Annotated in this window: 8 protein-coding genes, 1 tRNA gene and 1 pseudogene; 2 read left to right on the top strand and 8 right to left on the bottom strand. The window is 35.3% G+C overall.

Going from position 1 to position 12,835, the window contains the following annotated elements; genetic code table 11:
- Positions 1-4 precede the first annotated feature (4 nt).
- Genes K6343_00695 through K6343_00685 form a run of 3 tightly spaced genes read right to left on the bottom strand, consistent with a single transcriptional unit; the run spans position 5 to position 2,092 of the window.
- A complete protein-coding gene (locus K6343_00695; GenBank protein ID MEF3244491.1) occupies positions 5-526 on the bottom strand; it encodes a prepilin-type N-terminal cleavage/methylation domain-containing protein in 522 nt (173 codons plus the stop codon).
- Positions 504-908 (bottom strand): prepilin-type N-terminal cleavage/methylation domain-containing protein, encoded by a 405-nt coding sequence (locus K6343_00690; GenBank protein MEF3244490.1) that lies wholly within the window; start codon positions 906-908, stop codon positions 504-506. Before K6343_00690 ends, K6343_00695 begins: the two co-directional genes overlap by 23 nt.
- On the bottom strand, positions 908-2,092 hold the full coding sequence (locus tag K6343_00685) for a hypothetical protein (GenBank protein ID MEF3244489.1): 1,185 nt from the start codon (positions 2,090-2,092) through the stop codon (positions 908-910). Before K6343_00685 ends, K6343_00690 begins: the two co-directional genes overlap by 1 nt.
- Before the next feature lie 243 nt (positions 2,093-2,335).
- On the opposite strand from K6343_00685, the gene K6343_00680 reads away from it, so the two are divergent.
- Positions 2,336-5,323, top strand: coding sequence for an S-layer homology domain-containing protein (locus K6343_00680; protein MEF3244488.1), 2,988 nt, complete (start codon positions 2,336-2,338; stop codon positions 5,321-5,323).
- A gap of 717 nt (positions 5,324-6,040) precedes the next feature.
- Positions 6,041-7,264 (top strand): MFS transporter, encoded by a 1,224-nt coding sequence (locus K6343_00675; protein ID MEF3244487.1) that lies wholly within the window; start codon positions 6,041-6,043, stop codon positions 7,262-7,264.
- On the opposite strand, the gene K6343_00670 is transcribed toward K6343_00675, so the two are convergent.
- The 5 genes and pseudogenes from K6343_00670 to K6343_00650 all read right to left on the bottom strand — a co-directional run.
- Complete coding sequence (locus K6343_00670) at positions 7,256-7,411, bottom strand: hypothetical protein (GenBank protein ID MEF3244486.1); 156 nt, start codon at positions 7,409-7,411, stop codon at positions 7,256-7,258. The genes K6343_00675 and K6343_00670 overlap by 9 nt on opposite strands.
- 107 nt (positions 7,412-7,518) lie before the next feature.
- A complete protein-coding gene (locus tag K6343_00665; GenBank protein MEF3244485.1) occupies positions 7,519-8,307 on the bottom strand; it encodes an SDR family oxidoreductase in 789 nt (262 codons plus the stop codon).
- A 25-nt stretch (positions 8,308-8,332) separates the two neighbouring features.
- Positions 8,333-8,422, bottom strand: a tRNA-Leu gene (locus K6343_00660).
- A gap of 38 nt (positions 8,423-8,460) precedes the next feature.
- Positions 8,461-11,892: pseudogene (locus tag K6343_00655) on the bottom strand (DNA polymerase III subunit alpha).
- A gap of 1 nt (position 11,893) precedes the next feature.
- Positions 11,894-12,835: hypothetical protein (locus K6343_00650; GenBank protein MEF3244484.1), on the bottom strand; the 942-nt coding region annotated here is incomplete at its 5' end.

Genomic DNA, 12,835 nt, shown 5'->3' with positions numbered 1-12,835 from the left:
CTATTTAATAGTTTAATAGATATATGGTTTTTTGTAAAACAAAGTCTGTTTTTGAAGTAAGGGTTATGGTGCAGGTATCGGTTGTTAGTAATTGCACATTAAAGTCGTAGATAATTCCTTTCTCAAGTCCCGGTGGAAAAATCGTTGGTGAAGTATTAGAGTCAGTTGAAACAGCCCTTTTAAAAATTGCGTTATCGGTTTGTGGATTTTCAAGCACGTATCTACAGTATAGGGTTGTTTTTTTGCTACCATCAATTTCTGCGTCAATATAGGTAAAATTAAGGATTTTATTTGTAGTGTCAAAAGCAATTGAGTTTGCGTCTGCCCTTCTTATTCTCTGCTCTAAATCCTGTAAGATAATGTTTAGATAATACTGCTCTTTAACCTGGATATTTTCTACAATAAAACCCTGTGAATAGTTTGCAATGAATACAGATACAGGGATTGCAATAATTAAGATAATTGCAATTACAATAGATATCTCAATAACTGTAAAGCCTCTTCTATAAGCCGATATTTTTGCCATCAGAAATTCTCCTAATGTAGTTTGCATCAATTGTAATAAGTGGTGTGGAATTATTTTTCTTGTATACTGAGACAGTAACTATAAATATTGCGTAATCGTTTTGCTCATCTTTTTTAATCTTTAGTGTATACTGGTAATTTTCGTAAGGCGAAGGAAAGTCTGTAGGAGTAATTACGTTTTGCGTATTATTAAGTTCATCATAACTAAGACTTTTTAGTTCTTCAATTTTTTGAGATGCTAAAAGTGTTGCAATGGTTAAATCCTCGGTTGTAGAGCTTCCTTTTGACATATTTATTAATACATTTATGCTCCAAAGCGTAACTATTGCAAATAAAACAATAGCAATGGCAACTTCTACTAAAGTAAAGCCCCTTTTTCTCATTAGTATTCCTCTCTATATGTGCCAACCATGTATTCTATTTGTGTGCCACCTGTGCTTGAAAAAGGTTTTGGAAGTTTGCTATGGTAGTCTACATAATCAAATATTGTTTCTGTAGTGTATAATCCGTCGCCATTTATATCTATTGGAATGCCAAGAAAAGATTCGTAATAATCCCAATCGGTTAAAAGTGAGTCTGCAAGCATTTGACCTAAGATTTTTAAAAATCCCCAATAAGAGCCTCCGTATTCAATAGTAACAGGTGATTTTGTATAGAATAAGCCTTCAAAAATTATAGTTTTTGTATCTGTTTGTGAATAATCTAAGTTAATATATACACTTCCACTTCCTACCTTAGGGACATGTAAAAATAGTGGATAAAATTTTCCACCGGATGCTTTACGAGCACTCCAGGTTATTTGCGTTCCTATTAATTGTTCCAGATTCAACTGGAAATAAACATTGGGGTAGTTTGTAATGATACTCAGTGTTTTGTTGGATCTTAAATTATTGAAGTTAACTGTTAATGTTGCAGTGCTACTATTTCCTGTATAGTTAATAAAAACAACTCGTTTATTATATAGAGGTGCGTCTAAGTTGAAATTATAATTTGTATTACTCGAATTTATTTTTCTAAATACATTTGCAAGATAGTTATTTGGGTTTGTATACCATGCAAATTGTGGGTCGGGAAGCACACCAGAAGTTGTGTTGTAAAAATAATTTTGTCCATAAATTGAGTTATAGAATGTTATGTAATCTACATTTGAGTTTGTTTTGGTGTAGTTTCCCTCCCGAGTATAGAGGTTGTATTTAAAAAAGTCAGATGAAGTTAAACTAATAATCGATGCATATATAACTCTTGTATATCCGTATGCTGTTCCTTCTCCTTTTATGTATGCAGAACCTCCAAAAGTATCGGTTTGGTAATATGTAGCTGTATATGTAAACCCGTTTGGTGTTGTTCCGTTTATAGAAGCTCCATCTGAATATGCCGTTCCGTTATTTATGTTGTATATCATTTCGTTAATGCCATACTGTGCTACATATAAGGCAACTTCTCTTCCCGAAGTTTCGTTTAATTCTAAAGCATGCGTCCTTAACCATACGGATACTGAATTTATAAGGCCCATAATCATTAGAGTTATGATTATTGTTACTAATACTAAAGCATAACCTCTTCTCACTTAAAATCCCCTTTCATTTTAACATTATATATACATTTTTTAAAAAATCAATTTTTACTCTACCGTAGCCTCTTCTTATAGATGTTTACTTAAGATAAGAAAATTTTTAAACAAACTTAGAATTTTGAAAAATTTTTTTAATGTCAACTATAATTTGCAAAATTAATTGATTAGTTTTATACTTTAGAGTAGTAGTATATGTAAATTTTTTTGACATAAGAGGGGACTAAAGGAGGTGCGCTTATGTTGGTGTTTACTAAAGTATTAACAATTTGGTTAGTTTTTGTAATGCTTTTTCTAAACTTTTTTGGGGGAGTAAAAGTTTTTGGATTAGACACTCCAATTTTTAAAGACAACACGGCAAGCAAATGGGCAGTTTCAGAACTCACACAGGCTTATAATTACGGGCTTACGTATCCTGACATCATGGGTAAATTTCAGCAGCCAATCACAAGAGAGGAATTCTGTGTAATTGTTGTTAAGCTCTACACAAAACTTACAAATAAAACTGTTACTGCAGGTGCTTCTCTATTCTCTGATACGGTAAATCCTGAAATTATAAAAGCGTATCAATTGGGTATAGTGAAAGGAACAGGTGGTGGTAAATTTTCACCAACGCTTCCCATAGTAAGGCAAGAAATTACAACGATGATTTACCGTGCTCTTTCAAAAAGCTACAAGAATCTTCCTAAAGTAAAACCAAACGATTTTCCATTTAAGGATGCAAATAAGATTGCTCCATGGGCACTTGAATCAATGAAATTCTGTTTTCAAAACAACATAATAAAAGGCGTATCAAAAGACAAAATTGATCCACTTTCAAACACCACAAGAGAACAAGGTATTATTTTAGTAAAGAGGACTTATGAAAACTTTAGAACATCAATTAATGCAACACTAAGGCTTACGCCACCACCGTCACCTATGAGTGAAGAAGATAAATTCAAAAATCTTGATTTTAAAGCACTTTTGAATGCGCCATTGTATAAAACAAAACTTACACTGTATGCAGCAACAGGTGCAGAAAAACCTTTAAGTAAACCCACAGATAAAACACAACCTGCATCAGGTTCGATCTACACGAAAGCAGACTACGGAGCTTTTATAGAAGCCTCTTCAAATAAGAAACGTTATTTTTATGCAGATTATGGAACACTTTCTCCTCATGCAATCGTTTGGCAGGTATCAAAAGCCCGATTTGTCGGTTTTGTAGATAACTGGAAAAACCCACCTGGGCTTGTTGCAACGGGCACTATATCTCCAGCAACAAAGGAATTTGTTATTGACTTTTCAAAATTCACTCCTTTATCTTTGTCAGGTCCGCTACTAAATGTAAGAAAAACTCCATCTCAACAAACTTACTATGTAAGAGCTGTCCCTGTGGATAAAAATATGAACTGTATTGGAGACCCTGGCGAAGGTATAAGAGTGCTCTACGGTGACAAATTCATCGGCTCACCGAAATTAATACAGGCTACTATAAACGGCAGAAAAGTCTTTATTCCCTCATCATTTGAAATCTGGACAACGCAGAGACTTGGTGATATTACACACTATGGAGAATTTCCAAACGTTTTAATGCATTTAAAAGAAGTTGGTTTTAACGCTGAAAGTGTGGCAGAAGAAGTAAGATGGTTTCAATTTAAAAATTTTCCAAGCAACACAAAATCGATTACTCTACAAATCTCGGCAAAACCCTTCGATAGCAAAGACCCGGTTAATAATCCTGTAGGGCTTGTCTACTCAAAGACATACACGCTACCAATCCCTAAAGCACCTTCCGGAGATCAAAATGCAGTTGCAGTTAAATTCCATGATTTTGCACCTTCAGACTCAACTTTAAAACCTGGGGATTTAATTCCTTACTATGTGCGTGCAGTTGCATTTGTTCCATCTACTTCTGTAGGAAGCGAGAATTATTCAGTATCAGAAGTTATAAAAGTTAATTATGAAAAACAAAATCCCATAATTTGGTATACTTCCAAAACAGTTTCAGTCCCGTTGTATATACCCTCTGTCAAAATAACACATTACGAACCTATTCAGTGGCAGCATCCAGATTGGGCACATTACTACGTTGTTTACCGTTATCCCCATTGGTATGAGCTTAATTTTAAGGTAACAAATGGCACAGATACGCTTTATCCCTATATGCATTATTATATGAACGATCCTTCAATGACTCCTGAGCGATATGAAAAAGAAATCCTCTGGAAGTGGCTTGAACCAGGAAGTAAAATCCAAATTTGGGATAGAGAAGAAGATAAATCTTTCTGGGGAGAGTTATGGGATGGGATTGTTAGTTTCTTTAAGTCTTTAGTAGATGTAATAGCAAAAATTACAAATTGGGTATCACAGGCATATGCAAACTTAAAAGCTTATTTGGTTAATTTTGTTGCAAAAAACTTCCCTCTACTTCCCGATAGTTTGCGTGATGAATTGAAGAAAGCGCTAACTGCACTTGTAGATTATGGGCTTGCGTCTCTTGGAATTCCTCCAGAACTTCCAAATTTTGACCAACTTACAGAAGCTGGGCTTGACTATCTTGCAATGGAAGCTCTAACGGAGGCAGGCATTCCTGCAAATGAAATGACTACTGACATAGTTAAAAAGACAGCAAAAGGAATTGGAGAAAGTCTTGCTAACTCAACTAACTCATCTACTCCAAATCCGCTTAATTGCCCATTCCTTAAAGCCGATCCGCAGTATTTATATAGACCTGCATACTTGGATATTACAATCACAAATAACTATGATAAGCCTTCGCGCCCTGGAAAATTGAATATAGATGTAAGGTGGGAGTGGCATGAAGACGGAGTTAACCCGTATTTCTCACACTTCCTTTACGGACTTAAAAAAGGCTACAATGGTGGATACCCTCTTTATTATCCAGTTTTTGAGCCGATGAGAGATATTCCAATACCTGCACTGCAACCTCACCAAAGCACCAAAGTCCGAGTCTATTTGAAAGAGTATGTTGGGAAACCTTATCCATTTGCACCTCTTGGTGAAAGCGTTACCTGGGAGGATTTTTCGCTTCTCTACTGGGGTACAGTTGGTGGCACAACTGGTGCTGGGAAATCTCATTTTGAGGTATACACAAGTGGTTTTAGCTTACCCAAACTCCCCGAAACCCATTATGACCCGAACACTCACACAACTACCAGCTATGCTTATGATAGGATTAATAGCGTTGATGTTTTTGATGGTATCCCTAAAGATCCACATTAAATAAATTTACAAACACGTATATGTTTTTAATAGGAGGCTTGAAGTTTTACGGCCTTCCATTGAGTTTTACTGAAATTGGGTTAATGAGAGTCGTTATGAGGCGAAGCCGAAGAATCTCCTCGTTCATCCTATGCTGTCATTCTGAGGGCGTAAGAAGTGAAGAATCTCATCCGTTTATGCTTTTTTGGGGAGCCTTGAGGGGGTGCTTTTTACCCCCTCAAGTTTGAGATCCTTCGCTATCGCTCAGGATGACAGGAGGAAGTGGGGGGAGTATTGAGGGGGTTCTTTTACCCCCTCAACTTTGAGATCCTTCGCTGGAGTTTACACTGAGCAAAGCGAACGTGCTCAGGATGACAGGAGGAAGTGGGGGGAGCATTGAGGGGGTGCTCCCCATGTGTTTTCTTGTATTTGGGGGAGTTCCGAGGGGGATCTGTTCCCCCCTCGGTTTTTGAGATCCTTCGCTTAAGTTTACACTGAGCAAAGCGAACGTGCTCAGGATGACAAGAAAAAAAGTGGCTCAGGATGACAAGGAAAATGAAGGCAGGATGACATGGAAAATGCGCTCCTCAGGATGACAGAAAAGCCTTTAGGGGGTTTCTTTCCATATTAGTTTTTCTTGACATGATTTTTTATTTTGATATACATAATAAAGTATAGGCTTTTTGTTTATAACCCAATTTAGGGTATACTACAAAAGCATTCTTTTGGATTTAAAATATGGGCTTAAAAAAGTGGTTTGTTTCTTTTGCACTACAAGGAGCATCGATTTCAATCCTCAACATAGTGTTGAGTTTGTATGTGGTTATTGCTCTAAATGGAAATATTCAAAGTGCCTCTGTTGCTGTTGCCTTTTTTTCTCTGGGGAACCTCATAGGTTCGATATCTTCAAGTATAATTCTTGATAAAATTCGTAAAGTATCATTACTTATTTATTTAAGCTTCCTTTCATCTTCTTTAATTATCATCCTTATGGCTTTTGTGAAATCAATTTATCTATACTACTTACTTTCTACCTCTTTGGGTATCATGATATCCTTTACAGGGCCTGCAATGACATTACAACTTTCAAAGGCAGGTGACGATGGTTTTGTGCGTAGACAAATAAACAATTTAAACCTCTACAATAGCATAGGCTCAACAATCGGAATGCTTTTTGGAAGTTTCCTTCTCAATACCATAAAAAATCTGGATGATGTGAAAAAGTTAAAAATCGTATTTTTTATTTCATCAATTTTACTTTTGATAAGTTCTGTTCTTACATTAGAGAGAAGAAAAATCGTAATAAGGATAGTCCCAGATATTAGGGCAACAAAAATTATTTTTCTTAAAGCTGCAAAGTTTACCTGGGAATTTTTTTCAGTAATTAATATTAAAAAACTTGATAGACAATTAAGACTTTTAATCTTTGCGATTTTTATAATATTCTTTGGTGCTAACCTATTATTCACGATTTTTGCAGTCTTCTTAAAGGAATATTTTAAAGTCTCATCACAGTTTGTATTTTTTCTATTTGCAGCAAATAGTTTGGGAGGAAATATTGCTTTTTTCATTGTGAGGCAAACAAGTAAGAACAAGCAACTCGATAAGATTTTTATTGAAGGTGTTCTAATTACAAGGAGTATTATATTTTTATTAATTGGCATCTTCTTATTTTTAAAGGTTGGTTTTGTAAAGCTTTTTACTTATATAGGTTTCATTGTTTTAGGTTTTACATGGCCATTTCTTTACATTCCTCTTACGCTACAAATTACTAACTTAACATCTCATGAAACACGAGGTAAAACTTTAGGTATGTTTAATATGGCTATTAATTTTGGCGTTATTACAGCTTCGTTTGTTGCAGGGTTTATCTCTTACCACCTTGGGTATGCACTCCTATTTATTATTGGTGGCTTCTTTGTATTTTTGGGTTATTTACTTATGCAAAGAACCTTAACTTGAAAATTTCTCTAAGGCACTCCCCAAGTTTACCTTATACCCAAACTCTTCAAATGTTAACCCAATCTTGTAAATGGCAACAAGAAGTTCGTCTTTTGTAACACTTCCCATATGTCCAATTCTAAAACCTTTTCCGAATATTTCTCCCAATGTATTTGCTACAACTACCCTTTGGAGCAGTTCTTGCTGCAACACACATTAATCTTGCAACTTCAAGAAGTGCTTCTATATCTTTCTCTGGGTTAAATTTTATCATTTTACACTCCTTTGATAAATCCACCGTCAATCGGCAAAACAACACCAGTGATGTAAGAGGCTTTCTCAGAAGCAAGGTAGACTACCGTTGAAGCAAATTCATCCACAGTGCCAATTCTTCCCATTGGGATATTAGCAATCATTGATTTTTGTGCTTCATCAAAAGAGATACCCTCTTTTTCGACTTTCGCCTTAAGTAAACTCTCAACTCTTTCTGTCATTGTATAACCTGGAGCAACCACATTTGCAGTAATTCCATAAGTGGCAAGAGCATTTGATACAGATTTTATAAAGGCTACAACACCAGCTCTAGATACATTTGAAAGTATTAGATTATCAAGTGGCTGTTTAACAGAAATTGAAGTAGAAGCAATAATACGTCCCCATTTTTGTTTTATCATGTAGTCTTTTACACCGTAAACAGCATAAATTGTGCTCATAAGATTCAAGTTGACGGCATTAAGATAATCATCAACTGCAACATCGAAGAATCCTCCTGAAGGCGGTCCCCCTGCATTAGCAAACAGAATGTGAATTGTGTTAAACTTCTCAACAGTTTTACTGATGGCGTTTTGCAAATCTTCTTTGTTCGTTACATCACCTTTTATAGTAAGAATATCTACGTGAGTTTTAGCTTTAATTTCATCTTTTACCTTTTGAAGGTTGTTTTCATCTCTTGAGACAACTGAAACAAAAGCACCCTCTTCTGCGAATTTCATTGCAACACCTTTGCCAAGACCTTTACTCCCTGCCATAACAAAGGCGACTTTCCCTTTAAGACCTAAGTCCATGACAAGACCTCCATATTTTGAAGTTTGGTGCCGGGGGTGGGAGTCGAACCCACACGGAGCTCTGAACCCCTGCGGATTTTGAGTCCGCCGCGTCTGCCAATTCCGCCACTCCGGCACTTACTCTATTATATTATTATTTTCCTTGTTTTCAAACTACTCAAAGATATCTTTTACTTCGAATGTTCCTTTTCCGAAGAGTTCCTCTAATTTTGACATAAAAGGTTTTGTTTTAAGCACTGAATGCTTTGGTGAAGGATGTATTCTTGCCAAAATACCATCCACTTTAACGTGGAAAATTATAGGGGTATCTCCTCTATATTTCTCCGTGAGGTCTTTAAGAGACTTTAGCTTTTCTTCTAATTCTAAAAAATTCTCTTTTTCAAGGTCAAGTTTTAGATGTATTGCAACACCATCTTCAGATTTTTTAATATCTTTTTCGGTAAAAAATTTAATAACATCATTTGCAAAAAGCGTTATACTATCTTCTTCTCTTCTTAGATCTCCTGAAATTACTATAACACCGTTTGTATCGATGTATTCTGAAAATTTTTCTAAATTCTGAGGCATAACAAGGCAGTGTATTTTATGAACTCCATCTTCAAGGTCAAATCTCAGTATAAAGTTTCCGTTTTTTGTCTTTGTCTTTTTTGCATTTGAAACAATACCTGCAACTTTAACCTTTTCTACATCCAAAGTTTCGGTATCTTTAAACTCGTTTTCCTCTTGCTCACTCGTTATAGAAGACAAAAGCTCACTTACAGTGTCAACTTCAAGGTCTTCGATAAGTCCAAGATAAGCTTCAATAGGGTTATTTGTAAGATAAAAACCAAAGGCTTCTTTTTCATAGTTAAGTAAATCTGCATTTGTTGTTTTAACCTTTTTGGGTTGGGTTTGCACACCCGCAAAAAGTGTATTTGAGATAACTGCTTCTACATTATCTTTCGTAAGAAGAGCTGTTCTATCTTCCTCTAAAGAATCAAAACAGCCAGCTTTTATTAAATATTCAATAACTTTTTTATTTATCTTTAATGGAGTGGTTCTCCTCTCAAAATCCCTAAAAGAAGAATACGCACCATTTGCAGTTCTTTCTTTAACAATTTCATTAATTGAGGCAGCGCCTACATGCTTAATAGCAAGAAAACCAAACCTTATACCATCGCCCTCAACTTTAAATTTTGCATCAGATTTGTTTATATCAGGAGGAAGTATTTTAATACCTTTTGCTTTTGCTTCCAATAGTGTTTCGTGGACTTTATCTTCGTTTTCAATGTAAGAATTTAAAATTGCTGTGAAATACTCTTTTGGGTAATGAGCCTTAAGGTAGGCAGTTCTATAGGCAAGAGTTGCATAACTTACAGCATGAGACTTATTGAAACCATATCCTGCAAAGAATTCAATGAGGTCAAATACCTTTTCTGCTACACTTTTCTCAACACCGTTTTTTACTGCTCTCTCAACAAAAACGTTTCTTTGTTCTTTCATTATCTCGGCGATCTTCTTACCGATTGCCTTTCTTAGTGTATCTGCTTCAGCCATTGAATATCCTGCAAGTGCGTTTGCAATTTGCATTACCTGTTCTTGATAAACAATGATTCCATAGGTGTTTTTAAGGATTGTCTCAAGTTTTGGGTGTGGATATGTCACTTTATTTTTTCCAGATTTTCTATTTATGTATTCTTCAATTCCCCCAGCTTTTATCGTTCCAGGTCTGTAGAGAGCAACGACTGCAGTTAAATCTTCAATACTATCGGGTTGGACTCCTTTAAGCACCCTTCTCATACCGGCGCTTTCAAGTTGAAATACAGAAACAGAATCACCTTTCTTTAGCATATCAAAAGTTTCTTTGTCATCTTCAGGTATCTTATCAATTTCTATATGTATTCCTTTTTCGGAAAGTAGCTCTATAGTATCAGAAATGATGGTCAAGTTTTTAATACCGAGAAAATCCATTTTTAGCAAGCCAATATGTTCAACAACATCCTTATCAAACTGAGTTATAATGGAGTTGTCCTTATCTATTTGAAGGGGAAGATAGTCGGTAAGTGGAGCATCTCCAATTACCACTCCTGCTGCGTGTGTTGAAAAGTTTCTTACAACCCCTTCAAGTTTCATGGCAATATCAAACAATTCTTTAAAACGCTTATCTTCGTAGAGTTTTTTAAGTTCTGGGACGGAATCAAGTGCTTCTTTTAATTTAAAACCTTGTGGAATGAGTTTTGATACTTTATCAGTTTCCTGAAAAGAAAATTTTAGAGCTCTTCCTACATCTCTTATTGCCTGTCTTGCTTCCATTTTGCCAAAAGTAGCAATTTGTGCGACATTGGTTTCCCCGTATTTTTTTCTTACATAATCAATTACGGCATCTCTTCCTGTGTCAGCGAAGTCTACGTCGATATCTGGCAAACTTATCCTTTCTGGATTTAAGAATCTTTCGAAAAATAAATTGTATCTTATAGGATCAATTTCTGTTATACCAAGGGCAAACGCCACTATGGAACCCGCAGCTGATCCTCTACCTGGGCCAACTGGTATTTTGTTCGTCTTTGCATAGTTTATGAAATCTTGCACTATAAGGAAATAATCGGTAAATCCCATATTTTCAATCACGCTAAGTTCGTAGTTTGCTCTATCTAAGGCAATATCGTAGTTTTCTTTGTATTTTTCTTTTATTCCCTTTATTGTTAGTTCTGTTAAGTAATCTTTGTTCTTTGAAGGATCCCACGCCTCATCTTTCTTATACACAGGAAGATGGTATTTGGAAAAATCAAATTCAACAGAGCACATTTCTTTAATGAGTTCTGTATTTTCAACTGCATCTTCTAAGTTGGGAAAGGCTTCTTTCATTTCTTGTTCGCTTTTCACATAGAATTCACTATTTGGAAAACGCATTCTATCTTCGCTATCAACGGGCTGAAGGGTCTGTACACAGAGAAGTATATCATGTGCGTAAGCATCTTCTTTTGTTAGGTAGTGTGCATCGTTTGTTGCAACAAGTTTTATTCCTTCCGTATCTCTCAAATGCTTTGCAACTTCAATAACTGCTTTTTCTTCTTCAAGGCCATGGTTTTGCACTTCAACAAAGAAGTTTTCTTTTGAGAATATATCAAGATACTTGTAAAGGGCGTTTTTAACTTCTTTTATGTCTCCTTTTAATGCCTTTTTGGAGATTTCTCCTTGTAAGCAGGCAGATAGTGCGACAATGCCGTCTCTATACTTACTTATAGTTTCTAAGTCTACCCTTGGTTTGTAATAAAAACCTCTTGTATAACTCTCTGTAACTATCTTTGTAAGGTTCATATAACCTGTAAGATCCTTTGCAAGGAGCACAAGATGATATCTTTCTTCGTCTTTCTCTTTTTTTTCCATACCGTTTGGCGCAACATAAGCTTCTACTCCAATTATGGGCTTTATACCTGCCTTTTTCATCTCTTCGTAGAACTCGATTATTCCGTACATGTTTCCGTGGTCGGTAATTGCAACAGCATCCATACCAAGTTCTTTTATCCTTTTTGAAAGTTCAGAAATTTTGTTAAGTCCATCAAGTAGACTGTATTCTGTATGTAGATGAAGATGAGTAAATCCCATGTTAAATTACCTCCACACTGATTACTAAATTAGTGTTCGATTTTTCCTGGATGATGGATATGTTGAAGTTTGTGATTTTGCTTTCTTTAATGCTCAAGACAACACGCTCAACGAGTTCGTTTCCTTCAAAAGTGCCGTTGTTAACTAAAAAATACCTTCCGTTATCAACTTTTTCAAGTTTCATGTTGGGAAGAAATGTTTTAACATTCAAAAAATATTCTACTGTTTGCTTTGCATATAAAAGTATCTCTTTTTCTTCTTGGGAAACTTCTTTATCCAATAAAATACCGTCTTTAAAAGAATATGTGATGTTTGAATCTTGAATAGTAATGGTTGTTAATTCCTTTTTTATTGTTAGTTCTTTAGAAACGCTGTTGCCATTAGCAGTTCCTAAAACTTTTATTTTTATGTTAACAGGGTCTACCTCAAGTATATTTTGGAGTGAATCAATAAAAATAGCAAATTTTTCAGGATCTACATCAAGGTTTGCTTCTACAAGATTTTTGCCTGAAGTAATCTCAACACTTTTTATATAAGGTTTAAAAAGCTCACTTGTGAGTTTTAGCTCATAGTTGCCTTCTTTTATTGGAGAGACAGCATAAAGGGAAATACCACCTTCAACAATATGTTTTGCGTTTACTTCATTGCCGTTTAGAAAAACTTTATCGATCTCACAATTTGGAGCAATCACAAGGTATGCCTTAGGTTTAAGATCAATTTCCGTGTTTTTATTTACATCAATTTCTTTTGGTAAGTAGTAATCACTTGATATTTTGTGAGGCCCTTGTGGAAGGTTAGCAACTCCATTTTGATAGGGTTTACCATCAACTGTAATGTTTTTAAGAGTTTCGTTTGTGATTGAATCAACGAACTTAACTTCAAAGGTCTTCCCGCAGGAGGAAAGGCAAAATGCACCAACTATTAAGAGTATTATCAAAAGTAA

Source organism: Caldisericaceae bacterium, assembly GCA_036574215.1.
Taxonomy (GTDB): Bacteria; Caldisericota; Caldisericia; order Caldisericales; family Caldisericaceae; genus Caldisericum.
The sequence above is the reverse complement of the archived record's forward strand: the minus strand, read 5'-3'. Positions and strand labels throughout refer to the sequence as shown.